The sequence below is a fragment of the Micromonospora sp. NBC_00860 genome, from assembly GCF_045207375.1.
GTDB lineage: Bacteria > Actinomycetota > Actinomycetes > Mycobacteriales > Micromonosporaceae > Micromonospora > Micromonospora vinacea.
The window spans coordinates 1,157,127-1,183,786 of the sequence record NZ_CP108825.1; the positions used below are offsets into that span (position 1 = coordinate 1,157,127).

General features: G+C 67.5%; 21 protein-coding genes. 15 read left to right on the top strand and 6 right to left on the bottom strand.

Annotated features, from left to right (window positions below):
- The first annotated feature begins 160 nt into the window (after positions 1 to 160).
- The gene (locus OH804_RS05210) at positions 161 to 2,713 is read left to right on the top strand and encodes an excinuclease ABC subunit UvrA (RefSeq protein ID WP_406063180.1); all 2,553 of its coding nucleotides are present in this window, start codon (positions 161 to 163) and stop codon (positions 2,711 to 2,713) included.
- A 189-nt stretch (positions 2,714 to 2,902) separates the two neighbouring features.
- Here the strand turns inward: OH804_RS05210 and OH804_RS05215 are convergent, their stop codons facing one another.
- Together OH804_RS05215 and sigJ are read right to left on the bottom strand one after the other, a co-directional pair.
- Complete coding sequence (locus OH804_RS05215; protein WP_406063182.1) at positions 2,903 to 4,960, bottom strand: MMPL family transporter; 2,058 nt, start codon at positions 4,958 to 4,960, stop codon at positions 2,903 to 2,905.
- Between the two features lie 103 nt (positions 4,961 to 5,063).
- Positions 5,064 to 6,005, bottom strand: coding sequence for an RNA polymerase sigma factor SigJ (sigJ, locus tag OH804_RS05220; protein WP_231392741.1), 942 nt, complete (start codon positions 6,003 to 6,005; stop codon positions 5,064 to 5,066).
- Between the two features lie 330 nt (positions 6,006 to 6,335).
- Here sigJ and OH804_RS05225 point away from each other — a divergent pair, with 330 nt between their 5' ends.
- Entirely contained in the window at positions 6,336 to 6,998 is a 663-nt protein-coding gene (locus OH804_RS05225) for a DoxX family protein (RefSeq protein WP_406063184.1), read from the top strand.
- 208 nt (positions 6,999 to 7,206) lie between these two features.
- On the top strand, positions 7,207 to 8,328 hold the full coding sequence (locus OH804_RS05230) for an NAD(P)/FAD-dependent oxidoreductase (RefSeq protein WP_406063186.1): 1,122 nt from the start codon (positions 7,207 to 7,209) through the stop codon (positions 8,326 to 8,328).
- 167 nt (positions 8,329 to 8,495) lie between these two features.
- Here OH804_RS05230 and OH804_RS05235 read toward each other — a convergent pair whose 3' ends face one another.
- Positions 8,496 to 9,839, bottom strand: a complete 1,344-nt coding sequence (locus OH804_RS05235; RefSeq protein ID WP_406063188.1) for an OmpA family protein — start codon at positions 9,837 to 9,839, stop codon at positions 8,496 to 8,498.
- Positions 9,840 to 10,369: 530 nt separating this feature from the next.
- Here OH804_RS05235 and OH804_RS05240 point away from each other — a divergent pair.
- From OH804_RS05240 to OH804_RS05255, 4 genes are all read left to right on the top strand, one after another.
- Positions 10,370 to 11,017, top strand: a complete 648-nt coding sequence (locus tag OH804_RS05240; protein WP_406063190.1) for a TetR/AcrR family transcriptional regulator — start codon at positions 10,370 to 10,372, stop codon at positions 11,015 to 11,017.
- A gap of 80 nt (positions 11,018 to 11,097) precedes the next feature.
- Positions 11,098 to 12,159: an amidohydrolase family protein gene (locus tag OH804_RS05245; RefSeq protein WP_406063192.1), complete on the top strand. Its 1,062-nt coding sequence runs from the start codon at positions 11,098 to 11,100 to the stop codon at positions 12,157 to 12,159.
- A 96-nt stretch (positions 12,160 to 12,255) separates the two neighbouring features.
- Positions 12,256 to 12,375, top strand: a complete 120-nt coding sequence (locus OH804_RS05250; RefSeq protein ID WP_406063194.1) for a transposase — start codon at positions 12,256 to 12,258, stop codon at positions 12,373 to 12,375.
- A 60-nt stretch (positions 12,376 to 12,435) separates the two neighbouring features.
- Positions 12,436 to 13,011, top strand: coding sequence for a hypothetical protein (locus tag OH804_RS05255; protein WP_406063196.1), 576 nt, complete (start codon positions 12,436 to 12,438; stop codon positions 13,009 to 13,011).
- 122 nt (positions 13,012 to 13,133) lie between these two features.
- Here the strand turns inward: OH804_RS05255 and OH804_RS05260 are convergent, their stop codons facing one another.
- Positions 13,134 to 13,502: a DoxX family protein gene (locus OH804_RS05260; protein WP_406063198.1), complete on the bottom strand. Its 369-nt coding sequence runs from the start codon at positions 13,500 to 13,502 to the stop codon at positions 13,134 to 13,136.
- Positions 13,503 to 13,622: 120 nt separating this feature from the next.
- On the opposite strand from OH804_RS05260, the gene OH804_RS05265 reads away from it, so the two are divergent.
- From OH804_RS05265 to OH804_RS05295, 7 genes are all read left to right on the top strand, one after another.
- Positions 13,623 to 14,540 carry a sigma-70 family RNA polymerase sigma factor gene (locus OH804_RS05265; protein WP_406063200.1) on the top strand — a complete coding sequence of 306 codons (918 nt, stop codon included), beginning with the start codon at positions 13,623 to 13,625 and terminating at the stop codon, positions 14,538 to 14,540.
- Positions 14,527 to 15,066 (top strand): TetR/AcrR family transcriptional regulator, encoded by a 540-nt coding sequence (locus tag OH804_RS05270; RefSeq protein ID WP_406063202.1) that lies wholly within the window; start codon positions 14,527 to 14,529, stop codon positions 15,064 to 15,066. The genes OH804_RS05265 and OH804_RS05270 overlap by 14 nt, the downstream gene beginning before the upstream one ends.
- A gap of 114 nt (positions 15,067 to 15,180) precedes the next feature.
- Positions 15,181 to 16,815 carry an FAD-dependent oxidoreductase gene (locus OH804_RS05275; RefSeq protein ID WP_406063204.1) on the top strand — a complete coding sequence of 545 codons (1,635 nt, stop codon included), beginning with the start codon at positions 15,181 to 15,183 and terminating at the stop codon, positions 16,813 to 16,815.
- Between the two features lie 180 nt (positions 16,816 to 16,995).
- Positions 16,996 to 17,349 (top strand): DoxX family protein, encoded by a 354-nt coding sequence (locus OH804_RS05280; protein WP_406063206.1) that lies wholly within the window; start codon positions 16,996 to 16,998, stop codon positions 17,347 to 17,349.
- Between the two features lie 167 nt (positions 17,350 to 17,516).
- Positions 17,517 to 20,558: a tetratricopeptide repeat protein gene (locus OH804_RS05285; RefSeq protein ID WP_406063208.1), complete on the top strand. Its 3,042-nt coding sequence runs from the start codon at positions 17,517 to 17,519 to the stop codon at positions 20,556 to 20,558.
- A gap of 440 nt (positions 20,559 to 20,998) precedes the next feature.
- Positions 20,999 to 22,030, top strand: coding sequence for a hypothetical protein (locus tag OH804_RS05290; RefSeq protein WP_196924176.1), 1,032 nt, complete (start codon positions 20,999 to 21,001; stop codon positions 22,028 to 22,030).
- 296 nt (positions 22,031 to 22,326) lie between these two features.
- Positions 22,327 to 23,481: a hypothetical protein gene (locus OH804_RS05295; protein WP_406063210.1), complete on the top strand. Its 1,155-nt coding sequence runs from the start codon at positions 22,327 to 22,329 to the stop codon at positions 23,479 to 23,481.
- 59 nt (positions 23,482 to 23,540) lie between these two features.
- Here OH804_RS05295 and OH804_RS05300 read toward each other — a convergent pair whose 3' ends face one another.
- A complete protein-coding gene (locus OH804_RS05300; protein WP_406063212.1) occupies positions 23,541 to 23,696 on the bottom strand; it encodes a hypothetical protein in 156 nt (51 codons plus the stop codon).
- Entirely contained in the window at positions 23,693 to 24,184 is a 492-nt protein-coding gene (locus OH804_RS05305; RefSeq protein ID WP_406063213.1) for a serine hydrolase domain-containing protein, read from the bottom strand. The genes OH804_RS05300 and OH804_RS05305 overlap by 4 nt, the downstream gene beginning before the upstream one ends.
- A gap of 787 nt (positions 24,185 to 24,971) precedes the next feature.
- Here OH804_RS05305 and OH804_RS05310 point away from each other — a divergent pair.
- Positions 24,972 to 26,648: a family 43 glycosylhydrolase gene (locus tag OH804_RS05310; protein WP_406063215.1), complete on the top strand. Its 1,677-nt coding sequence runs from the start codon at positions 24,972 to 24,974 to the stop codon at positions 26,646 to 26,648.
- Positions 26,649 to 26,660: the final 12 nt, after the last annotated feature.

Genomic DNA, 26,660 nt, shown 5'->3' on the forward strand with positions numbered 1-26,660 from the left:
CGGTGAGGCATCCACGCAGGGCCCCTGGACGGCGACCTGCGGTGAAGCCCGTGTTCGGTTTGTTCGGCAGGGGCAGGGGCAGGGGCTGCACGCCCATGCCCTGCCTCATGGGCGAGAGGGTGGACGAAGGTTGACTGAAATCGGATCGGGCGTCGCAAGGATGGGACGCGACACCATCGACGTGGTGGGGGCTCGTACCAACAATCTGCGGGACGTGTCCGTCAGCATTCCCAAAGGACAGCTCGTCGCCTTCACCGGAGTGAGCGGCAGCGGCAAGACCTCGCTGGCCATCGACACCCTGCACAACGAAGCCCAGCTACGGTATCTGGAAGGGCTTTCGCCCTTCGTACGGCAGTACATAACGCAGCGCAATCGGCCGAAGGTCGACCGCATTCTGGGCCTGGGCGCGACCCTCGCGGTCGACCAGCGCCGCCTGAACCGTAACCCCCGTTCCACCGTCGCAACGATCACCGGCATCGACGGGCACTTGGGGCTGCTCTACTCGCGCCTTCCAGGCATCGGCGCAGAGCTGGCGGCGGGAAGTGGAAACGAGCATCTGACGACCGCTCACTTCGACCGCAATACGCCGGAGGGGAGCTGTGCGGACTGCCACGGGGTGGGCGGAAGCTGGCAGGCGCATGAGGACCTGGTCATCACCCACCCGGAGCTTCCGCTGTTCGAGGGGGCCTCGCCCTGGTACGCGAAGTGGCGCTCGGGGGAACACGTGTTCGTGCCGGCGCTTGCCGAGAAGCGGGGCGTGGACCTCGGCCGGTCGTGGCAGTCGCTGCCCGAGGAGTTCCGCCGTTGTGTGCTCCATGGCACAGGTGACGAGAAGATCGAGGCGACCGTCGACATGACGAACAGGAATGAGCGGGCCCTGGTGACCTACACCTCGAGCCAGCCGCTGCGGGGCGCGCTCGCCGAGGTGGAGCGGGTGTTCGTGAACGCCCAGACGTCCAGCGCCAAGCAGCGCTACCTGCCGTACATGCGCAAGCAGCCCTGCGGCACCTGTAGCGGCAGCGGATACGACGAGGTGGCCCGGTCCGTGCAGCTCGGTGGATTGACCTACCCCGACCTGCTCGAGGTGGAGGTGCGGGAGGTACGCGACTGGGCTAAACGCGTCGCGGATGAGCTGGACGCCCGGCAGCGTGAGGTGGGCGAACCGCTGCTGCAGGACCTTGGCCGCCGGCTCGGAATCCTTGATCGGCTCGGCCTGGCCCATCTCCAACTGTCCCGGAGCGCAGCGACACTGTCCGGGGGTGAGTTGCAGCGCACCCGACTCGCCGCGCAGCTCAGCACCGAGCTGAGCGGCATCATCTTCGTCCTGGACGAGCCCGGCACCGGGCTGCATCCGGCGGACAAGGCACATCTGCTCGACATCGCCCTGGAGCTGCGCGAGGCCGGCAACACCGTACTCCTCGTCGAGCACGACCCGGAGCTGATCGCCCGAGCCGATTGGGTGATCGACATGGGGCCCGGCGCCGGCCGATTCGGCGGTGAGATCCTCGTGTCCGGGCCTCCCGCCGACGTGGCCGCTCATCCCACGTCGCTGACCGGGCGCTATCTGGCCGGCGAAGGGCCGCGGCTGCACCGGACCCGCCGCCCGGCCGGGGACGACACCGACTGGGTAGAGCTGCGCGGCCTGCGTGCGCACAACGTGACCGCGAGCCTGGTGAGGTTCCCCGCCGGTCGGCTCACCTGCCTGACCGGCGTGAGCGGCAGCGGCAAGAGCAGCCTCCTCGCCGCGCTCGGGGCGAGCGTGGGGGCCGCCCTGGACGGAACGGCGACCGACGCGGTGCGGGAGGTGACCGGCGTCGAGGGATTCAGCTGGGTCGCCGTCGTCGATCAGGAACCGCTCGGACGGACGCCGCGATCCAACCCGGCGACGTACAGCAAGGCGTTCGACATCGTCCGCAAGCTGTTCGCCGAGACCGACATCGCGCGCGGGCGCGGGGTCGACGCCTCCTGGTTCAGCTTCAACACCGCAGGCGGTGGCCGCTGCGAAACCTGCACCGGTTATGGCCGAAAACTGGTCGACATGCACTTCCTGCCGGACGTGTGGGTGGTGTGCGACGGGTGCGAGGGCCGGCGCTACAAGCCGGATGCGTTGGAGGTTACGTACCGGGGATTGGCCATCGATCAGGTGCTGGAGCTCACCGTCGCCGAGGCCGTGGAGCAGTTCTCTGAGCCCCGGCAGCTCGCAGAAACCCTGGGAACTCTGAACCAGGTCGGGCTCGGCTATCTCCAACTCGGGCAGAGCGCTACAGAGTTGTCCGGCGGCGAGGCGCAGCGGCTGAAGCTGGCGACCGCCATCCAACGCGGTGCTGCGAGCCGCAAGGCTGGTCTCGTCGTTCTCGACGAGCCCGTCTCGGGCCTGCACCCGTCTGACATCCAGCGTGTGGTGGACGCGCTCGACGTGTTGCTGGACTCGGGCAACACCGTCGTCGTGGCCGAACACGACATCCCCGTCGCCGCGTCCGCGGACTGGGTGATCGACCTAGGGCCGGGAGCCGGTCCGGATGGGGGCGCGGTGGTCGCGGCGGGCGCCCCGGAGGCCGTCGCGACAGCCGACACCCCGACCGCCAGCTTCTTCCGGCGGTACGCGGCGGGCCTACCGCTCCTGGAGATACGTGAAGACCTGCGCTGCCCAGGGGCCGAGGCGGGTGCTGCCCCCCTGTCCAGGCACCAGTCGAGGAGGAGCGTCCATGCCTGATATCGGTTCGGGCTGCTCTGGTTGAACGAGTCAATCCGCACCAGCCGCCGCCGGATCTCCGCCCAGTCCTCCACGCGCCGCACCTCCCGTGCGTCAGGAGGTGGTCCGAATTCAGCCGGAACCACGCGGTCAGGTTTCAGCCATACTGGGCCGTCCGGCCCTCGCCGGACGGCCCAGTTCCGACGGTTGTCAGCTGCGTGCAATCAGGAGAGTGGGTTCGGGCGTGCCCGCCGGCGGCCGGGGGTCGTCGTGATGCGTGAACAGTTTGCTGGGCCACCACATCCATCGATCAACGTCCACTGTTAGTGCGGTGACCAGCACCGAGCGGACGATCATGGTGTCCAGTAGTACGCCAAACGCCACAGTGAACCCCAGTTGCGCCGCGAACACCAAGGGCAGTGATCCCAGCGCCGCGAAGGTACCGGCCAGGACCAGACCCGCTGAGGTGATCACACCGCCGGTGGCGGACAGCCCAGCCCGGGCACCCTGTCGGGTGCCGTGTAGCTGTGCCTCCTCCCGTACCCGGCTGACCAGGAAGATGTTGTAGTCGATGCCGAGGGCGACCAGGAACACGAACACTAGGAGTGGGAAGTTCGCGTCTGCCCCGGCGAAGTCGAACACGTGATTGAACGCCAGCGCGCTCACGCCGAGGGACGCTCCGAGCGACAGCACCACCGTCGCCATGAGCAGCAGCGGTGCGACGATCGCCCGTAGCAGCAGTGCGAGGATGAGGAAGACCACGATCAGTACGACGGGGATGATCACTTTGGCGTCGCGGGCGGCCGAGTGTTGTGTATCGAGTGCGATCGCCGTGCTGCCTCCGACCCGCGCATCCGCACCCTCGATCTTGTGGACCGCGGCTCTGGCCTGCTCGACGGTGCGCATCGCGGCCTTGCTGCCGGGCGCGTCCTCGAGCGTCCCGAGAACGAAGACGTCACCATCCTTGACCATCGGTGCCGCGACGTCGGCGATCCCTGGGACGCCTGACAGCGCGGTGACGACCTGCTCGGCCGAGGCGGCCTTGGCCACGACGTAGATGGGGTCACCCGACCCGGCCGGAAAGTGCCTGGACTGGATCTCCTCGCCGACGACCGCCTGCGGCTCGTTGGTGAACTGGCCCTTGCTCGGGATCCCATCGGCCTTGAGCCCCGTCATCCCGATCGCTATGACGCCGAGGACGAGCGAGGTGGCGACCCACACGATCCGCGGGCGGCGGGAGATGGCGGTGCCGATCCGCGTCCAGATGCTGTCCCTGGCCGTTCCGACCGAACCGTACGACGGCTTCACCGGCCAGAAGATCCAACGGCCGCAGATGACCAGGAGGGCCGGCATCAGGGTGAGCATGGCAAGTAGCCCGACGACGATACCGATGGCACAGGCCGGGCCGAGGCCTTTTGTGGAGTTGAGAGTGGCCAGCAGCAGCACCAGCAGGCTGACAGCGACGGTCGCGGCGCTGGCGATGATCGCGGGACTGGAGCGGTACAGGGCTTCCGCCATCGCCTCGTGCCGGTCCTCGTGTCGCCGCAACTCCTCCCGGTACCGGGAGATGAGCAGTAGCGCGTAGTCGGTGGCGGCGCCGAACACCAGTACGGTCAGGATGAGGCTGGTTTGCGTGTTGACGACGAGTCCGGCGTTCTTTGCCAGCAGGTAGATCACCGCTTCTGCCGTGACCAGGGCGCCGCCCGCGGTCAGGAGCGGCAGCAGTGGCAGCAGTGGACTGCGGTAGGTGAACAGCAGGATGACCACCACTACCAACGCCGTGATCATCCCCAGGGCGCCTCCTCCGCTGAAGGCCGTTATCGAGTCGGATGCGTAGCCGGCCGGCCCGGTGACGTGGAACCCGAGACCGTCGGCGCGCTGTTGACCTATCGTGGTCATTTCGCCGACCACCGTGTGGGCCCCGTCCCAGCCCTCACGACCGTCGTCGACCTGGACCACGGTCAGGATGGCCTTGCCATCCTGGGACTTCGACGGCCCCTGTGGCGGCCCCACGACCTTTTCGATGCCCTGGAAGGCTTCGGCGTCAGCTTGGGCCTTGGCCATGTCCGCAGAGGTGACGCCCTCGGGCCGGTCATAGATCACGATCGCGGGCAGGGTCTCGGCGGGCTGGAACTTCTTTGCCTGGTCGAGGACCCTTGTCGCCTCCGCGTTGCTGGGCAGCCAGGCCGAACTGTCGTTCTTCTCAACATCGCCCAGGTTGGCGGCCAGCAGGAAGGCCGGCACCATCAGGGCGACCCAGATGGCCACGATTGCCCATTTCGCAATCCTGCCACTGGGCAAGGTCATCACTTTCCGCAACATGGGAATTCCTCAGTGCTCAGTCGACGAAGCCGTGCCGGAGCGGGGAGCCCTACAGGCGTCCCACCGTCCATGGCCGGAGTTTGTCGGGGTGGCGTACCGCCCAGATGCGCTTGATCCGGTCGCCTACGACGTCGAAGGCGTACACCGATACGGTGACGCCGTCCTGTTGGGCGATAAGGCCGTTTTGGCCGTTGACCGTACGCTCCAGGATCGTCAGGTTTCGAAGTCTGCCCTCAAGGTGGATCAGGGAGCGAACGATCTGCTCGGCGCCTTCGATCGGGTGGAGCACGGCGCCGACAATGCCGCCGCCGTCGGCGATTGCCGTGGCGTTGGGGTCGAGAAGGCCGATGAGGGCGTTGATGTCCTTGGCTTCCCATGCCTGTTTGAAATTCCTGACGATGTCGGCGTGCTGGGCTGTCGAGGTCGCGGAGGTCTGTGTTGCGCGTACGCGCCGGCGGGCCGAGGAGGCCAACTGGCGGCACGCCGCAGGGGTACGACCGACGATGTCGCCGACTTCCGCGAAGGAGTAGCGGAAGACGTCGTGCAGGATGAACGCGACGCGCTCGGCCGGGGTCATCGATTCGAGTACGACGAGGAAGGCCATGTTGATCGACTCGTCGAGGGTGATGCGGTCAGCCGGGTCGATGGTGGTGGCGTCGGACCGTCCGCTGGTCCACTCTGTGGGTTCGGGTAGCGGCTCGGGGATCCATTCGCCCACGTAGGTCTCGCGCCTAACCCGCGCCGAGGAGAGCAGGTTGAGGCAGATCCGGCTGGCGACCTTGGTCAACCAGGCGCCGGGGGATCGGATCGCCTCCTGCTGTTGGTGGGACATGGCGTACCAGCGGGCATAGGTCTCCTGGACGGCGTCTTCGGCGTCGGCCAGGGAGCCGAGGAGCCGGTAGGCGAGATTGATCAGCTGACGCCGTTCGTTCATGACCGCGGTCAGGCTCGGATCGGGTCCGGCGTGTCCTGGCTCGGTTGGTCTGGTCATGGTGTCGCCGACTCCCCTTGGTCGCGTCTGCCCTCACTTGGTTCGACAAGACAGCACACCGAACTGTGAGGTTCGCGCGTCGCCTCACATTCCGAGGCGCCCTGTTGTCGTACCACTGAGACGAACAGCCACCCAGCCGGCCCAAAGCGCAGTGAGACCGTGGCCCTTCCCTCCGTTCTGACGATCGCAACTGACCGGAACCCTGGCCCGTCCCGACGGCACCGACTACACCGCCAGCGTGGACAGCTGCTTCCGGCCCCGACGGTCTACTTCCAGTGCGCGATCCCGGCAATCTCCGACACATCAGACCGACTTGACGAGGCGACTGAGATGCGAACTCAAGCGACCAGAAAGTTCCAGGAAGCGACCGACAAGAGGTCGGCTACCGTCACACGAAGCGGCTGGAACTGGAGCCGGATCAGCCCCATCGCCTTCTGGGCCACGACGTTTGTAATCGCCCTCGAGTTGGCTGCTGGATCGGTGTGGAACCTGCTGACGATCGAATGGGTGGAAGTCCAGTTGCACCACCTGGGGTACCCGCACTTCTTCGCCTACATTCTCGGCGCGTGGCAGGCCGGCGCGGCCGTCGCGATCGTCGCGCCCGGGCTCCCGCTACTCAAGGAATGGGCGTACGTGGGCGCCTTCTTCCTGTGGTCCGGTGCCGTGGCGTCGCACCTGTCAGTCGGTGACGGCCTTCAATCGTGGGGGGTGCCGCTGATGTTCGGTGCGTGCGCGATCGCCTCGTGGGTGCTGAGGCCAGCCGACCGCCGGCTTCCGGAGACGCGGCTCCGTCGGGCCCGCCCTGCCGACGCTGGACCGGATGGCTTCGGGACGTTGGAGATCCGTCCTCGCACGTGGGCAGCCCGTCCTCGCGCTTGGATCGTCCCGATCGGACTCATCGCTGTTCTGTATGCCGTCTCGTTCCTGACGCTACCCGTGATGGAAGACGTCATGCTCGAGCAGGCAGTCGAGCTCGGCTGGATTGACAGGTAACGAGTAGGGCCTCGACGTTGCGCGATGCTTCCTCGCCCTGTCGTGGGCGCACGACATCCGTGTCGGAACCGTTCAGGGCGCTAGGTGATGCCACGGCTGGTAGCTCGCCCAGCACCCCGCAGAGTCGTCGAAGACCACGCCTGCGCTGGAAGACGGTCACGAAGCTGCCCCGTCACCCGTCAACCAGTGAATATCAAAGGAGACGACCATGACTCACCGCCTGGTGGTACTCGGCGCCGGGTACGCGGGCCTAGGCGCCGCTCGGCGCGCCGCCCGCCGGCTGCGCCGCACCGACGTCGAGGTGACGCTGATCAACGCCACCGACCGATTCGTGGAACGAATCCGGTTGCACCAGCTCGCCGCAGGGCAGACCCTGCGAGACCGGCCGCTGCGAACCATGCTGGACGGTGCCGACGTGAAACTCGTCGTGGCCCGGGTCACCGCCATCGACGTCGACGCCAGCATCGTCCGAATGGACGCCGAGCCGTACACGGCCGGTTACGACACCTTGGTGTACGCGCTGGGCAGTGGCGCGGACGTTGGCAGCGTGCCGGGGGTACAGCAGCACGCGTTCACGATCGCGGAGGCGGCTCAGGCGCAGCGGCTACGGTCGCATCTGCTCGGTGCCTCGGCCGGCGATGTCGTTGCCGTCGTCGGCGGTGGCCTGACCGGCATCGAGGCCGCCACCGAGCTTGCCGAGGCATATCCAGGGCTACGGATCGAACTGGTGACGAGTGACGACCTCGGTGGTTGGCTGTCTCCGCCCGCGCGGCGCCACCTCGGCCGGGCGTTCGGCAGGATGGGCATTGGCGTCCACCAGGGTGTCCGGGTCGAGACGGTCTCGGCGGCAGGCCTGCGCCTCGACGACGGGCGAGATCTCGACGCGGAGGTCGTCGTCTGGACAGCCGGCTTCCGGGTGTCCGCGCTGGCCGATCGGGCCGGTCTGGCCGTCGACGGCCGTGGCCGGATGATCGTTGACGAGACCTGTCGATCGGTGTCGCACCCGCAGGTGTACGGGATCGGTGACGCCGCAGCGGCACCCGCACTCGGCGGTGAGACCCGGATGTCCTGCCAGACCGGCCTTCCGATGGGTCTGTACGCGGCGGACGCGATCGCGGCCGTTCTGAACGGACGGACGCCGAGGCCGCTTCGGATCCGTTACGTCTGGCAGAACATCAGCCTCGGTCGACGGGACGCGATCACCCAGTTCACCCGAGCCGATGACTCCCCGATCGGTGCGGTACTCACCGGCCGATCCGCCATCAGCTTCAAGGAGGCGATCAGTCGCAGCACGGTGTACCGCCTGCGCCACTCCGGCCCGGTGCGCTGAGGGGAAGGGTGTCGTCATCGTGGAGGTGACGTCGTGGCGCACGCTGACGGCGGCGAGCACCGCAGCGACCAGTCCGGACAGGACGCGTCGAGATTCACGAGGTTCTTCCTGATGGTCAACAGGGTGAGTGCCCTGATGGGTTGACGTGGGCAGGCAGCGGGATGCCGTTACTGAGTGGGGACGTTGAGGTCGCGGAACGGGCCGATCTTGACTCTTCTGAGGGTGTCGGCGGTGTCGGGTAGGGCGAAGAGGGTCCAGAACTCGCGGGTCTGGCCTGGTGCGAACTTTTCGGTGTTGATGCGGACGCCGGAGACGGCTGTGCATGCGCAGTAGGAGTCCACGCCGTCGTCGGTGGGAACCTCGAGGCGGCCTGGCCGGTACTGGCGGCGGGCCGCGAGGTCGGTCAGGCGGACGTTGGTGGCGGCCTGGTATTTGTACGCCTCCCAGTCCTGAGCGTGGTGCAGGTCTCTGAACCAGGCCTCGGACGAGCCCTTATTGGTGATCTTGTAGGTGAGCAGGCCGAGGCCTCCGGGTAGCCGGCGCAGGCCGGTGACCTCCATCGCGATGGGCTGACCGTCGGCCTGGGCGCTGCCGGTCAGGTCGGTCGAGCCGGTGGTGGTCGTGGTCACCGGTTCCTGGACAGCGGGTTGAGGTTTGGGGAAGGTCACCGTGACGCGGCGATTGCGGCGTTTTCCCTCGTCGCTGTCGTTGCTGTAGAGCGGGCGGCGTGAGCCGTACCCCTCAGTCTGGAAGCGGACCCCGTTCCTGGTCAGCAGGGCCGACAGGGCGTGTTGTACGGCCTGGGCGCGGCGCAGCGACAGTGGGTTGTTGATGGCGTCGGTGCCGGAGGAGTCGGCGTGGCCCGCCACCGTCACCACCGTGGCGGGCGAGGCGTCGATGAGCGTTGCCGTGCGGGCCATGACCGACCTGGCTTTGGGGGTGAGGGTGGCCCGGTCCACCGCGAACAGTACGTCGGCGGAGAGGTTGACCTGTAGGTCCTTGCCGTCGTCGGCGGTTTCCTCGGACTTGTCCAGGGATTCGGAGGGGAGGATGAGGCGGCGGGTGACGGGGGTGACGGGTTCGGCATCGGGGTCGGGGAAGTCGCCGGCCGGAGCGTCGTCGCTGATGGGCACGTTGAGCATCGGTGGGCCCACGGGGGTGACGACGGTTGTTGTCGCGGGGTTGCCCGACGGTGCGGGCAGCACCGCGTAGACGCTGATCGAATGGCCAGGGTCGATGAAACGGCTGGGGACGTCGCGGTCCACCGCGCTGCACAGGCAGGGGGAACTGGCGGGTTTGTAGGGCAGGAGCCAGGTGCGGGCCTGGGCGTCGAGGATGCCGATGCCGGAGGCCCACTTGATCTCGCCGAGCGGGCGCGTGTGGTCGCCCAACTCGCCGGGCCAGGACAGACGCTTCTCGGTGCCGGTGTTGGACAGGCGGATCTGGGCGATGAGGTGTTTGCCCTTGACACGGTTGAGGCCGACGACCTCGACCTTGAGGTTCTCGGTCATGGTACTGCGGGTTCCGGCCAACGCCGCGCCGGTGCTGGCGCTGCCGGTGGCTGCCGGAGTGTTGGAAGCGGGCGGGGACGGGGAGTCCTTATTCGGCGATCCCTCGCACCCGACCATTGCCAGGGTGAGTACGGCGCTCAGGGCCAGCCTTCGGCTGGAGCTGGGGGAGGCGTCCTGCCATCGGAAATGACGGAGCTTGGTCATGATCCTCGTTCTCGGTCGATGCGGTTGGTTGCGAGCGGACCCCGGGGTGGCGCAGCAGGTGGTAGTACGCGCCGTTGTTCGCACCGGGCCGCGTCCGTTGTTCCGGCCTATGCCCGGCTCCTGCCTGTCAACCGTGGTCTCACCACACGCACTGGACGAAGCTTCATCCCGTTTTGTGACAGCCACGACCACCTCCCACGCCGAGGACTGTCCAGGGTGGGAGTTGCCGGCGGATCCTGTAGTGCTCACTACAATTAGAGTGATCGTTACGGTAGATTCGTGGCCCCGGCATCGTCAAGGTCGCGGTGAGGCGGGAGGCGTGCGGAATGACAGGGACACGGCCCACGCGCAGGAAGCGCGCCAACGGCGTGGAGTCGCGGCAACGCATCCTCGACGCCGCCGTGCAGATCGCGAGTGAACGTGGGTATGAGGGGACCTCGATCGCGGCGGTGAGTGCCCGCTGCGGGTTGCCCGCGAGCTCGATCTACTGGCATTTCAAGGACAAGGACGACCTGCTCGCCGCAGTGATCGAGCGCAGCTTCGAGACCTGGCTGGCGGCCCTCGACCTGCCCGGCGAGGAAACCGGTACACCGCTGCAGCGTTTCGTCGCCGTCGGCGCGGCGGTGGCCGCGTCGCTCGTCAACGCCCCCGACTTCCTGCGCCTGGGTCTCATGCTCGCCCTGGAGCGGCGGCCCGAGGAGCCCCGAGGGCGGGCCGTGTTTCTCCAGGTCCGCGAGGTCGCCCGAGAGAGGTTCATCGAGGTGATCGAGACGCTGCTGCCGGGCCTCGATCCGGCGGACGTGCGGACCGTCGTGACGTACGCCCTGGCCGGGGCCGACGGACTGTTCCTGCAGCGCGAGATCCACGGCGATGCCGTCGATCTCGCGGCGATGTTCGAGCTGCACGCGCGGCTGGTCTACGAGGCGGCCCTCCGGATGGCCCCAGGGGCTTCCCATGACCATGCCAAGCCGTAGCTGCGGTCAGCGGTGGTGGGGGATGGAGTTCACAGCCGTTCCGCAGCAGCAGTGTCTAGCGCGTCGAGAGGAACCACAGTATGACCGGCCAGTTAGCCAGGATCGACGTCCATCAGCACATCCTGCCGCCCTTCTACCGCGCCCTGCTCGCTGAGGCCGGCATCGCGGCAGCGGGCGGTCGGGCGCTGCCCACCTGGACACCCGAGTCCGCATTGGACCAGATGGACCTGCTCGGCACCGCCGTGGCCCTGCTGTCCGTCTCGACCCCCGGCACCAGCTTCCTCACCAGCCCGACCGAAGCCGGCGACCTTGCGCGGCAGCTCAACGACTACGCCGCGGGGCTGGCCGCCGAGCATCCAACCCGATTCGGGTACTTCGCCACCCTGCCGATGCCCCACATCGCGGCCGCCACCACCGAGGCCCGCCGCGTCCTCGACGAACTCCGCGCCGACGGCGTCACTCTGCTCGCCAACAGCAACGGCGACTACCTCGGTGGCCCCGACCAGGATGCGCTGTGGCAGACCCTGGACGAGCGCGCCGCCGTCGTCTTCGTCCACCCCGCTGACCTGCCCGGACCGGCCATCGACGGCATCCCACCGTTCGCCGCCGACTTCCTGCTCGACACCACCCGAGCGGCCTACCTCCTCGTCCGAACCGGCGTCCTCCGGCGATACCCCAGAATCCGGTTCGTCCTCAGCCACGCCGGAGGCTTTCTGCCCTACGCCTCACACCGCATGGCCCTGGCCATCGCCGCCGGCACCGCACGCAGCCCGCTGGACATCCTGGACGACTTCCGCACCTTCTACTTCGACACCGCCCTGTCCTCGAGCCCGGCCGCCCTGCCCACCCTGCTTGCCTTCGCCCGACCCGGGCGTGTGCTTTTCGGCAGCGACTGGCCCTTCGCGCCCATCCCGGCCGGGCAGTACTTCGCCAACGGAATCGACACCTGCCTCGAACTCGGGCAACTGCGAGCGGTAAACCGCGCCAACGCCGAAGCCCTCTTCCCACGCCTGGCCACCGGCAGCACGCCAGACCCGGACCATCGGGTGGCCGCGCGCCTGCAACGGGCAGCGCAGCGGAGCGCCGCCCGGTTCTTCTTCCGACTCGTCCAATCCGGCGACGGGGAGAAACAGATTCCGTGAGCGCGACGGCGGACCGTCTGTCCGGCGGCGTCATGACCTGAGGTGACGCGCGTCACGTCGTGTCAGGTGTCGGTGTTCCGCGGTGTCTTGATGGGCATGACTGAGCACACGGAGGAGTTCCAGCGTGACGCGGTCGACCTGGTCCGCTCGTCGGGCCGGCCGATCAATCAGGTCGCCCGTGAGCTGGGTATGAGTCACGAGTCGCTACGACACTGAGTTCGTAAGCAGGAGCAGCGGTTTGGGACGGGTACCGCGGCGGCCGCGGAAGGGCTGTCGGTGGTGGACAGGGACGCCGAGATTGCCCGTCCGCGGCGCGAGATAGCTGAGCTGCGGCAGGAGAAGGAGATCCTGCGCAAGGCAGCCGCCAGCGGCGACATCGTCGGCCGTACCCCTGCGGCGTGCCGCCAGTTGGCCTCCTCGGCCCGCCGGCGCGTTCGCACGGCGCATGCCCCCGCGACCTCGGCAGACCGGCGCGCCGACATCGTCAGGCGTTTCAAGCAGGCATGGGAAGCCAAGGACATCGACGCCCTGATCGGCCTTCTCGACCCCGACGCGACGGCGATCGGCGGCGGCGTCGTCGGCGCCGTGCTCCGCCCGACCGAAGGCGCCGAGCAGATCGTGCGCTCACTGGTCCATCTCGAGGGCAGACTTCGAAACCTGACGATCCTGGAGCGTACGGTCAACGGCCAACCCGGCCTGATCGCCCATCAGGACGGCGTCACCGTATCGGTGTACGCGTTCGAGGTCGTCGGCGATCGGATCAAGCGCATCTGGGCGGTACGCCATCCCGACAAGCTCCGGCCGTGGACGGATCGCCGGCCGGGTGGTCGGGGTCGCGCGGGATCGGCCTGAACTCCGTCCTTTCGGTCGCGTGCAGGGGTGTGCAGCCGCCTCATCTTCTTCGGCGGCACGGATCGGCGGCCCCGTCACACGGACCCTCAGCCCCTGCACCGCAAAGGCCGATCAGCGATCGATCAGGCGCTCGTCGACGCGAAATGCCCCACGGCGGCGACGGCGAGGACGAGGAAGACCGCGGGAAACGCGATGTTGTGGAACGCCCGCGCGCGGGCGTGAGCCAGGAGCGCGCCGACGAAGAACAGGACGAGGCCGAGGGCTGCGGCCAATCCGAAGGGACGTACGCCGAGAAGGCCGAGCACCAGACCCACGACGCCGGCCCCCTCGACCAGTGCGAGGTAGGGGATCCACCGCGCGGACAGCCCGACCTCGGCGCAGTTGCGCATCACGAAGTCGGCCCTGATCACCTTGGCGGTCACCTCGATGGCGTTGGCGAGGGCGCACAGGATGGTCGCGACGACCAGGACTCCCTCCAGTACGGCGATCATGACGCGCGCCGGCGCGATCGAGCAATCGGTAAACTCACAGGTGCCTCCACGTGCGCGGGTTCATCAGGTTGTGGTCTCTCGCCCCTTCTGACGCCCGGCACGCAGGAAAGGTGACCAGACGTGGAACTCGTCGAACACTTCGAGGCATCGAGGGCCCGACTGATGTCGTTGGCCTATCGCATCGTCGGCTCGCACAACGATGCCGAAGACGCGGTGCAGGCCGCCTGGCTGCGCGCGCGGTCAGCCGACCCGGCGCAACTGGTCAACCCCGAGGGCTGGCTCACCACGGTGACGGCACGCCTGTGCCTCGACCAGCTTCGCGCCCGCCATCGCCGGCGCGAGGTCGCGCTCACGGCCGACGACATCCCCGCCGAGCAGCTCGCGGCCGACGAGGCGTTCATCCGTCGTGAGGACGTCTCCCGGGCGCTGCTGGTCGTGCTCCACGAACTGTCTCCCCCGCAGCGGGTGGCCTACGTGCTGCATGACCTCTTCGCCGTCCCGTTCGACGAGATCGGACCCGTGCTCGACACGACGGTGGCCGCGGCGAAGAAGCTCGCGAGTCGAGCGCGGATCCGGCTCAGGGACGCTCCCGCGGTCGACCTGCCGGGATCCGCCCACCAGATGGAGATCATCGACGCGTTCCTCGCCGCAGCGCGTGGCGGCGACATCCCGCGGCTCGTCACGCTCCTGGCGCCGGACGTCGTCCGCACGGCCGACCTCGGATTCCTCGCCGACGGCACCGCGCCTGTCGTCCGGGGCGCCTGGGCGGTCGCGGAGGAGACCAGGGCGTTCGTGGACCGCATCGCGGCCGCCGCCCCGGTCCTCGTTGAGGGTCACCCGGGAGCGGTGATCGCCCCTGGTGGGCACCCATTCGCATTGATCCGGATCGGCGTCCACGACGGCCTCGTCACGAGCATCGACATCACCCCCTACGAGCGCGGCACCGTGTCCCTCCCGGCGGCCTCGGTGCGTGATGCTCAGTCCACTCAAGATTGCATACCATACCGTATGGTATGCTCGATTGATGGGAACACGTGATCTCTGGCTCGGCGAGGGCATCGTGGTATTGACCGACGAGGGGCCGGCGGGTCTGCGGATCGACCGTCTGGCTGCCCGCCTCGGCCTAACGAAGGGGTCGTTCCATCACCACTTCACGGGGGTCGCCGACTACCACGCGGCGTTGCTGACTCATATCGAGCATGGACAGGTCAACCTGTTGGATGGGCTGTCAAGCGAACTCGCGACCGTCGATCCGGTCGACGCCCTGCGGGCCCTTCCCTCGCGGCTCGACGAGCTGTTTGACGCCGAGCTGGATCGGGCCCTTCGGGCGTGGGCGATCGCGAACGACGGTGCGCGTGGCGTGGTCGAACGCGTCGACAGCGCACGGCTCACTTTCCTCGAGACCCTCTGGAACCGCGCTGTGCCCGACCCGACCCGGGCGCACACCGCCGCCCTGCTGCCGCATCTCCTCCTGATCGGAGCGAACGCCATCCGCCCACCGCTCGACGCTGCCAGTCGACGTGCGGTGTTCGACCTACTGCCAGACCTGATTCCCCACGTCTGAGGTCCCGTTCGGGCGCCCCCGCCTGCGGACGGGCCCCGTAATTGCCGTCGCTGTTGCGCTCGCGCCGAGCATCGTGACTGCTACCGGGCTTCATCGCCTAGAAGGAGGAGACAGATGCCCGCCGTCGATGTGCTGATCGTCGGGGCCGGCCCGACCGGGCTCACCCTCGCTGTCGATTTGGCCCGCCGTGGAGTTCGCGCGGTACTGATCGAGGCCGCGCCCGCACTGCCTCGTCAGTCCCGAGGCAAGGGCCTGCAACCTCGAAGCCTGGAGGTGCTTGACGATCTCGGTGTTATCGACGCGGTTCTGGGACACGGCCAGTCGCGCCAGGACATCACCCTGTACCGCGATGGCCGGCGCCTTGCGCGGATACCCGCCGGTCTCGCCGAGCCGCGCGCGGACTTGCCGTACCCGAACATCGTGATGATTCCCCAGTGGCGCACCACCACGCTGCTCGCACGGCGGCTGCACGAACTCGGTTCCGCGATTCGGTTCAACACCCGCCTTGAGTCGTTCACCGCTGGTAGCGACGCGGTGCGCGCCGTGGTCACCACACCGGACGGCGGCCGGGAGGATCTGACCGTCCGCTACCTCGTCGGCTGTGACGGCGCGCACAGCATCGTGCGCCGCACACTCGACCTGGAGTTCGCCGGCTCGTCCGACGAGACGCAGCGCTACCTGCTCGGTGATGTCACAGTTCCCGGTTGGCGCCCCGAAGTCGACGGAGCCGTTCGCTCACACGCATGGCTCGGCACGGACGGGTCATTCCTCGGTCTGGCTGGCCTGCCCGGGACCGGGCAGTGGCAGATCGGCGCGAGCATCGCCGTCGGCGACGACCTCGAGCCCACCCTGGAGGCCCTCCAGCGGCTATGGGACGAACGCACCGGCCACCCGCAGGTCCGCCTGTCCGACGCGACCTGGTTGTCGAACTTCCGGGTCAACGTCCGCATGGTCGAGGGCTACCGCCGCGGCCGAGTCCTGCTCGCCGGCGACGCCGCGCACGTGCACCCGCCCACCGGAGGGCAGGGAATGAACACCGGCATCCAGGACGCCTACAACCTGGGATGGAAGCTGGCCGCCTGCCTCAACGGCCACGACGACACCCTGCTCGACACCTACCCGGCCGAACGCCTTCCCGTCGCCCGTCGTGCGTTGGCGCAAAGCACCAACATCCTCGACGTGGTCACCAACCGCAACCCACTCGTCCGGTTCGCCGTGCAACGACTGCTCCTGCCGCTACTCAGCCGACCCTCGATCAACCGCAGGCTCACCGCTCGTGTGTCCCAGATCGACATTGGCTACCACGACGGGCCCCTGGCAGACGACGAGCTGTCCGGCGGCCGCGTCCGACCCGGCGATCGGGCCCCCGACGCCCGCCTCGTCGATACCGCAACCGGGCAGCCGCTGCGGCTGTTCGACCTACTGCGCGGGCCACAATGGACGCTGCTCCTCGTTGGCGACGCCTCCGCCGGTCGCCTCGACTGTGATGCTCTTCCCGACGAGGTGCACACCTGCTTGATCACGCCCGCGCGGTCGACGTCGTTCTCCGGCCGGGTGGTCATCGACCGCGACGGGACGTTTCGCCGGGCCTACCGAGCAAAGCCCGGCACAGCGTTGCTCATCCGCCCGGACGGCTACCTCCACTGGCGCGCGCACACCCCCTGCGCCGACGCGGTGGCCAAGCACGTCCTCGGCGCGGGCGCGCACCCCCCACCCGCTGCCGCCACCCGACGACAGCCGGGCACGTGAGAAGGCCAAGACACCGAGGAGGGCTGAGCCTTTCCGCTGAGGCAGGGTGGCTGACTGGCACGGCAGCAGAAGTCGAGAACGGGCCGTAGACGATGGCGGGTCACCGTTGTCCGACATGGTGAGGCTCCATTCACGTCCAGTGTGGTTGATCATGACCCATTACCTGAGGAGTCCTTCGAGATGGTGCAACCCTGGTGGCCGCTGGCCTTGTTGGCAGTGATCCAGCTCTGCGACGCGCTGCTATGCGTAAAGCCGGTCGCCTTCATTCGGCAATGTTTGACCGACGTCCGGTTCCCCGAACGCTTCTGGAAGTTTCTCCCCCCGCTCAAGGCTGCCGCAGCGGCTGGGCTCATCGTCGGGATCTGGGTTCCGCCGTTGGCGGTGCTCGTGTCTGCGGCGCTGGTCTGCTACTTCGCGGTGGCGGTCTCGGCGCACGTCCGCGCCCGCGATTTCGGCCGCAACCTGTTCCTGAACGCGACGGCCATGTTGGTCATCTGCTCGGCGACGCTGGCCTTCACCGTCCAAATTGCATGATCGAACACGCGACGACGGCGCGGGGGTTGGGTCATCGCGTGTAACGCTTCGTATTCGGCTGGTGGGACGTTGAAGCGCCTGCGCCGGATCGCAACCTGCAGCGCGTCCAATGCCAGGTCGATCTAATCGATCGCGGCATAACGGCGAACAATCGGGGGGTTAGGACCGTGGAGTTTCGGATCCTGGGCACAGTCGAGGCATGGGCGGGCGGGAAACAGGTCGATCTCGGTTCGCGCAAGCAGCGCCTGGTGCTCGCGGTCCTGCTGCTGGAACCCAACCGAATGGTGCCGCTGGACCGGCTGGTCGACCTCGTCTGGGGCGAGGATGTGCCGGCGTCCGCACGAGCCTCGATCCAGACGCTCGTATCCCGGCTACGTGCGGCGCTTCGGCAGGTCGGCGACGGGCCCGCCATCGTCGGCCGGGGAGCAGGTTACGTCATACACGTGGATCCGCTCGTGATCGACGCGCATCGGTTCACGGACCTGATTCTCGCGGCCCGCTCGTCGGACGACGAGCGCGCGGTCGAGCTGTTCGACCAGGCGCTCGCCCTCTGGCACGGCGAGGCACTCGCAGGCGTGGCGTCCACCGAAGTCGCCGAACGCCTGTGCGGTCACCTCGATGAAGCCCGATGGACCGCCCTGGAAGACCGCCTGGACGCCCAACTGCGGCTGGGCGACGGCCGGCGGCTGCTCGCCGAGCTCACCCGGCTCGTGACCGACCACCCGCTGCGGCAGCGGCTCGTGGGCCAACTCATGCTGGCCCTGCACCGCGACGGCCGCACCGCCGCCGCGCTCGACGTCTATCGCACGCTGCGGAAGCGACTGGCCGGCGACCTCGGCCTCGATCCGGCACCAAAACTTATGCGGTTGGAATCCGCGATCCTGCGCGCGGACCCGGCTCTGGATCCGGCCGCGAGACCCATGGACACATCACCACCCGAGCCGGTACGACCGGCGCAGTTACCGCCCGCCGCCCACGGATTCGCCGGACGCGCAGAAGAACTCGCCCGGCTCGACACCGCATTGGAGTCCGCGTCGGGCATGAAGATCTGGGTGATCAGTGGCACCGCCGGCGTCGGCAAGACGGCGCTCGCCCTCCACTGGGCCCACCGCCACCGGGAGAGGTTCCCGGGTGGGCAGCTCTACCTCGACCTCCGTGGCTTCGACGCCGAGCACGACCCGCTCAGCGAGTCCGCCGGACTCCTCCAGTTGCTCAGCAGCCTCGGTGTCGATCACCGGCTGATCCCGGCGGATGCGGCGGGCCGGGCTGCCCTGTTCCGCTCACTGCTGGCCGGCCAACGCGTCCTGCTGGTGCTGGACAACGTGCGCGACGCCGCCCAGGTGAACGCGCTGATCCCGTCGGCGGGAACGGTCATCCTCACCAGTAGGCAGCGGCTCGGAGAGCTGATCGCCCGCACCGGCGCGCAAACACTGTCGCTGTCCGTGCTCACCGCCGCCGACTCTCGCCGGCTGCTGGAGGCCGCGCTCGGCGTCGACCAGGTCGCCACCGAAGCAGCCGCAGCCGGGAAGCTGGCGGATCTCTGCGGTCACCTGCCGCTCGCACTGCGGATCGCGGTGGCCAACATCGTCGCTGTCCCGAAGGCGGAGATCACCGGGTTGGTGCAGGAACTCTCCGATGGCGACCGGTTGGCCGGGTTCACCGTGGACGGCGCCGAGGAAAGTGCTGTCACGAGAGCGTTCGCCTCGTCCTACTGGGCGCTTCCGGCGGAGCATCGCCTGCTCTTCCGTCGCCTCGGGCTGCTGCCGGGACCGACGTTCACTGCGCTGCCCGCGAGCGTGGCCGCCGGGCTGCCCCCGGCTCGGACTGACCGACTGATAAAGGCATTGGCCGCGGCACACCTGATCGAGCAATACACACGCGGGCGCTTCCGGCTCCACGACCTGCTCCGAAGGTATGCGGTCGGCCGGGCGCTGGTAGAAGACACTGCTGTCGAGCTCGAACACGCTCGCGGACTCGTCCTGGACCATTACCTGCACACGGCTGACGCGGCGGGCAGGCAGCTCATTTCTCACTTTCTGCGGCTGCCGAGGAAGGTGGAGAACGGGATCAGCTTCCCGGACAACAACAGTGCGCTCGCCTGGCTCGACGCCGAGTGGCCGACTCTCGCCGCCGCGGTCGGTCAGGCAGCGGCGCGAGGTCCACGACCGCTGGCATGGCACATCGCCGACGCCCTCCGCGCCTATTTCCACCAGCGCGGTCACCGGACGGAATGGGTGGAGATGGCCTCGTTGGGGCTGGAAGCCGCGCACGGCGAGGGCGACGAACGGGCGCAAGCTGCGATGCACCAGAGCATCGCGCTCGCCTACGTCAACATGGGCCACTACGCCGAGGCACAAGACCATCTCGACAGTGCACTACGGCGGAACGCAGCCGACGGCTGGCACGAAGGCCGCGCCGCCGTGCTGAACAATCTCAGTGCGGTGCACCAGCGCCTCGGTAATCCCCACGCGTCGATCGACTGCGGGCTGGAATCGCTGGACCTTCAACACGAGTTGGGGAATGGCGCCGGGAGCGCCATGACACTGGCGAATCTCGGCTTCGCCTATTGGCAGTTGGGCCTGCTGGATAAAGCGCTGGAGCACTTCGGCCGGGCGCTGGAACTGGGGGAGCGGCAACGCGCCAGCTTCAGCGTCGCCGTCCTGCTCGTGGATCTAGGGAACGTGCACCGTGACCTCGGCAACCCGGACACGGCCGAGGAGTTCTACGCCCGGGCGCTGGCCGCCAACCGTGAACTCGGGTATCACTACGGCGAAGCGACCGCGCTGTCCGGCCGCGCGCTGCTGCACTGCCAGACCGGCCCCTCGGAGCAAACCCTCGACGACGCCCGGTCGGCAGTCGAACTGACCAGGAAGATCAGTGACCGCGGTACCGAAGCGTGGGCGCTCAACGCCCTCGGTGATGTCTGTCTGCGGTTGGGCCTGCCCGCCGAAGCCGCAGACCATCACAACCGAGCCCTGCAGGTGGCGCGCTCGACCAGCTTCCGCTGGTGTGAGGCTGACGCGTTGCGCGGCTCGGCCATGGCGCTGCTGAACCTCGACGTCCTCGACGAAGCCGAGGCCCGAGCCACGCTCGCCATCGACCTCGCTCACCGGGCCGGGTACCGGCTCGTCGAGGCCCGCGCATCGCACGCCCTCGCCGAGATCCAGGCGAGGCTAAATGGGGCGTCTCGTAATTCGGTGAAGGAGTAGCCGGGGAGGGCTGCTGGTGTCACCCGACGTTCAGGTAGAACGGTCCTCACGTCGACTGGACACGGCCGACATCATTAAGAGCTCCTAACTCTTTGAGTGGTGGAGTCGGCACCAGCAGGTGATAGCGCGGGCGAGGGTGAGGAAGGCTTCGTGGATGTCGTCGCGGATCTCCCAGCGGATGCGCAGGCGGCGAATCAGTGCAGTAGGGCTCAATCGAGCTTCAGGCCCTCCTTGACGACTCCCTCTCCCGCTCGGCCGCGCACCTGCGGGACGGGGCGCGCGTCAGAGGGGTCGGGATGCTCACTACGTCACGGCTGCGCTGTCGCCCCTACTCCCTAGTCGAGGTCGATTTGCGAGCCGACCCGGACGAGTGCATGGCTTTTGCAAGCGCGTCACGTGACAGTGGCCGGACTCGCCCATCAACTGGCAGGAGCCGATACGTGCGGAAGATCCTCAGCCTGGTCTTGACTGTTCTGTCAGTCGTCATGTCCGCGGCGACAGTCGCGCATGCCGACGACGGGCCCGTGACCCGGGTGACGCTGACCAGCGCGAACAGTTTCCACTCGCGGGTCGAGGAGCGTCTGCTGAGCAGGACGGTCACCCTCGCGGCCGGTGAATCCCGGCACGTGCGCGGACGCCTCCAGGCGACCAGCAGCGTGCAGCAAATCGTGTCGATGAACAACACCCTGAAGTGTGTGAACCCAGCCGGAGCAGTCGTCGGCACCACATCAACGTCCTCGCGGAACCACGAGGGCTCGGACACCACCTACTACGCCAGGCCTGGGCACCTGCCGATCTACGCCGACCTGCTCTTCACCGCGCCATCGGCGGGCACCTACACCTGCGGCATGTACGGGTACACGGCCTCCACCTCGCTCGACGGCTACTACCTGACCGCTGTCGCGACAGACACCTGGCTGGAGGTGAGCGACACCAACCAGGTGGGAGCGCGGTGGTGGCAGAACCCCGCTTGCAGCAGCACCGGCACGTCGAGCACCTGCACCTACGTCGGCGCCGGCACGTCCACGGCCTGGGTGTTCTACGACGACGGCACCCCCGTGCACAAATGGAACGCCGCCGCCAACGCGACCTCGGCTCAGGCGCTGGCGACGCTGGAACTGACCACCTGCTACACGGGCACCGCGTCATGCAAGAGCGCCATCGACGCCTACGAGCAGCCGCGCGGGACGAATGCGGTGGTCGACGTGCGTTTCGAGTTCATCCAACTCGACCCGACCGCCCACACGTGCCGGACCACGAGCACCGCAACCTCACGCAAGACGATTCGCGACGACGCCCACCACTACGTCGCGAACTTCGCCCTCACCGGCGTGCCGATCGACCCGACCTGCGGAACCCGGACCTTCATCATGCGGATCTTCGTGAAACACGTCTCTGGCAACCCGATCAAGATCGACGGGGTCCAGAGCACGACGTCCTTGACGAACGGCATCGCCATGAACATCTTCTGACCGTCGCCGGTCCCGGTCGCCCGACCGGGACGGCCGTCAAAGAAGGACATTGAAAGGATGCGGGCCCTCCACGGGAGGGGCCCGCATTCGTGCGTTCCGCAGGCCGAGGTGGGGGCCACCGCGATCCGGCGGGAGGCGGACTGCAGGCGGATTGCAAGCGGACTGCGGGCATCCCGCGCGAAGGTAGCGGCATCGAGCCCATCGCCCCAACAGGAGGTTCCGTGCGTAGACGCATGGTGTTTGTGAGTTGTGTACTCGTAGCGGTCGCGGGTACGACGTCCGCAGCCCAGGCAGCGGTGTCCCCGGACCGAGCGGCCGCACAACCGTCGCTCGCCGGTTTCGCCCCGGCCGTCGACGTCGACGCGATGAACCGGCAGTTCCACCACCTGGAAGCCATTGCCGCCAGAAGTCCGGAGGGCTCGGGCGGCACGTACTTCGACGAGAAGACCGGGCAACTGGTCGTCCGGCAGGTGGCGAACGCCGACGGCGCGCGACTGCGGTCCGAGGTGACGGCACGTTCGCGACAGGCGGGCGAGGTGCCGGTCCGGTTCGAGACCACGACGGTGTCAATGCAGCGGCTGGAGGCCGCCACGAAGGCGTTGAAGAGTTCCCGGGCCTGGGCCGGCGGCAGCGCCGGGAGTGTGCACCAGGTATGGCTGGACCGCCTGACACCGCAGATCGTCATCGACGCCTCCGGCGACGCCGAGGCCCTCGTCGCGGCGGCGGTCAAGGCCACCTCCCTGACGCCGAAGGTGTCCCTGTCGAAGACCGGAACCGTCGAGGCGAGCCGCCGGGTCGACAGCGTCCCCTACTACGGTGGGCTGGCACTGTTCAACAGCGTTCCCGGGAACGCCCGTACCGCGGACGCGTGGTGCACGACCGGATTCCGGATGACCCGCGGCGGGACCAACAGCAACTGGGTGACCACCGCCGGACACTGCGGCCCGAACCAGCGCAACTTCTGGCACGGCGGCTGGAACCTGCGGGTCAGCTCGAATTACTACAGCCTGGGCACGGACGTCGCCATGCTGGCGGGGGAGAACGGCGCTTACTTCAGCCGGCACTCCTGGTTCGGTGGGCGGGACACCAGCACGTCGCACCCGGTGACGGCGAAGTTGACCGGATGGCCCGCCATCGGGTCGGCGGTCTACCTGTCCGGCGCCAACGGCGGTCTGGTGTACGGCCTGGTCCGGGACACCAACAACACCGACTGCAACGGCACGCCGACGGTTGTCGTCGACACGGTCACCGGGCACCCGAGCGACGGTCCGGTACTCGGCGGCGACTCGGGCGGGCCGGTCACGCGGTGGAACACCGCCACCTCGGCGACGAACGACCTTACCGCCGAGGGCATCATCACCTGTAGCGACAGCTCGAGCCGGGCGGACTTCACGCCCATCCACCGCGTCGAGGCGGCCACGGATGCCGTCGTGGTGATCGGCGGCAACTGACCGGTCCGGTACGCGGGCGGCGAGCGTGCCGCCCGCGTGCCGGTGCCTTGGGGTCGGGGTCAGTTCGTGTACGACGACGTTGTCGGCTCGGAGGCGAAGGCGCGGCGAGTCCAGGTGCCGTTGCTGTCGGTCCAGGTGGAGGTGGCCTCCCCGGTCCGGAAGTCGGTGATGTCGGTGAGCCACTGCGGCCGGGTGTAGAACGCCGAGCCGGTCATGCCGCAGGGCTTGAAGATGTCCTCCTGGATGTAGTCCCAGTACGTCTGCCGGCCACGGCCTCCACGATCAGCGCGGAAATGGTGACCTCCGCCTCGGCATGGGTGGTGGTGGGAATGCCCGGGACGCCCACCAGTTTCGCTTGCCGGGCCCGCTGCTCGTAGTATTCGTGCACCTCGTCCCGGCTCTGGAAGACGCGTTGCACGTCCTCATCAGGGGAGTCCAGGCCGGAGGTGCCGGACAGCAGGTGGTGGATGTTCGCCTGGTCGGCGATGTCCGTGGCGAAGCCGTTCAGGTGGGCGCCTACCGTGTCTGACAGCCGCAGCTTGCCCTGCTGGGCCAGCTGCAAGATGGCCGCCACATGGAGCGGCTTGCCCGCCGAACTGAGGCTGAATGCCGTGCCCTCGTGGTTGCGGATCCCCTTCTCCTGGTCGCCCATGCCGTAGCTGCGGGACAGCACCGTCCGGCCCCGGTGCGACAGCAGCACCACGCCGGAGAACCTGCCTGCCTCGGCGAGCTGAGCAGGGACGTGCCGTGTCCGGACCGCCTGGCGCCGAGCCGTACGACGAGGAACGCCAGGTGGTAGTGGGGCTCACTGGGTGGGAGCCTGAACGGCCTTCAACTGCGGCCAACGGCGTCGAACGGCCTCAACAGCACCCACCCCTACCCGGGGCTCTACGTTCCCGCAGGCCAGAGCGGGTGCGGTGTCCTGTCTCCCGCGGAGTGCTCCGCGGTTCTGCGCAGCGGTCGACGGCGCTCTATGTCGTCTGACAGGGGAGTGTGCGCAGATCAAGGCGGTAAGGAGCCGTTGGTTGGCCTGGTCTTGCAACTGGGAGCAGATTGGACGCAGGTTGGCGAAGATGGTCAGCTGCTCCACCCAACAGCCCGACACCATGATCAGCCTAGTCGCATCGCATTGATGCTCTTGACACGCTCCAAATAGCACCGTTAACATCACTGAAACGTTGTTAGCGCTAACAGCCGCCGGTCGCTGATCCGCGCCGGACGAGGCCGAGTCGATAGCGTGTGCGCTGGAAGCCCAACTGGTCGAGCGGAAAGCCCTTCTCCCACCCTTCGTTATCACCGTCGAAGGATGCCTCACATCCAGCAATTAGCCACGTCAGGCCGGCTGATCGTGAAATCGGACGTTTTCTGCCCGTTGTTAGCGCTAAATACGCTCAGACGGAAGGTGGGACCTAATGGTTATCGAGAAGACTGCCGGCAATCGACGTCGAGGTTTAGCGGCGATTGGCCTTGCTCTCGCGATAGGAGTGGGCGTGGGTCAACTGACACCGATCGTGCCGGCCTCGGCGGAGAAACCCGTGCCGCCGGCAGCACCCGGCACCGGACCTCAAACCCCGTCCGCCAAGGTGCCACTGGCCGGCGTCGACATGGCTCAGACATACGTGAACCCGATCAATTTGCCCGGAATGGCCGTGCGCAACATCGTAGGGACGATGCCGCCTACGGACGAGAATGTCGCAAACACTTCGCAAATCCCGGCCAGCTTGAACCTGGAGACGTGGACGGCAGCGTCCGGGCGGACTCTCGCGAGCCGATCCACCGCCGGGTTCACCAGGATTTCCGAGAACTCTGCACGAACCGGGGCGGACTGGTCCGCCCTGAACGTCGACGGGGCCATCTATCTCTATGCATCAGGCGCCATGCAGAACGCCCCGAACAACAACCGCACTGTCTGGTCTACCACTGACTACCTCACGTGGACGCCCCATCAGATGAACCTGGGCTTGGTCGCACCAACCGTCGTGCAACTCGGCGACAAGTTCTACATGGCCGGCAACAACACGCCGGTCTATCAAGCGGACTCGCCCACCGGGCCGTGGACCAGCATGGGAAGTTTCCTGCGCCCGAGCGGCCAGACCCTGAGCGTTGGCGACGTGCAATTCTTCCCGGACACGGACGGCCGGCTGTACTTGACGTACAACATCGGCTCGCCGATCATGGGCGCCGAGCTCGACCCGAACAATCCTCGGCAGCTCATCAGCGACCCGGTCGTGCTCTGGACCTTTGACCCGCGCCAGGAGTGGCAGCACATCGGTGACAACAAGGCGACCTACACGCATGGGTACGTGGAGGGTTCGCAGCTGTTCAAGGTGAGGGACACGTACTACCTATCGGTCGCATCCGGTGGCACGGAGTTCACCACGTACGCGACCGGTGTGATGACGTCGAACAAACCGCTATCCGGGTTCAAAGTCACCCAGCAAAACCCGATCGGCTACGGAAACAACCACCCGAGTGCGGTATATCCGAACGCTGGGCACGGCAGTTTCGTGCTCGACAAGTCCGGCAACCTGGTGTTCTTCTACACCTATGTCATCGCGTACGAGGAGTTCTTCGAGCGGCGACTGGGGATGGACATCTGCAACGTGATTCCCGCCGGTCCGAAACGGGGAGCAATCGATTGCGAGTTGTCCAACACGCCGCAACTGGCCCCGGGGAAGAAGATCTCGGGCAGGGACGACACCGGACTCTACAATGTGGCCACCAACAGCCAGGCCTACTGGGCAAGCAGCTATGCGCCCGGGCGCAACCCGTACTACGGAAGCGACCGCTCCCTATCCACCTGGTGGGAGCCGGCTGACAGCGATACCGCGCCCACGTACATCAGGGGCTTCGGGACCGTTTTTCACATCTCCGCCGCGCAGATTCAGTGGAAGGAGCTCGGACGCACGTTTACCAAGGACAACGCGGTGCAGTACACGCTGGAGTACAAGGATATCCCCACCAACACGTGGCGGCCCTTGGTCGACAGGAGTACGAACTCCACCGCGTACACGGCTGACTACGTCACCTTCGACCGGGTGCTGACGAACGCAGTCAGGCTGAAGGTCCTGGGTACGACCGAGACCGTCAAGGTCGGAGTCCACGAACTGAACGTTTTCGGGGAGAACTACAACCTGGCCGTCGAGAAGGGCATGATCACTCGATAGTCCGGTTGCTGG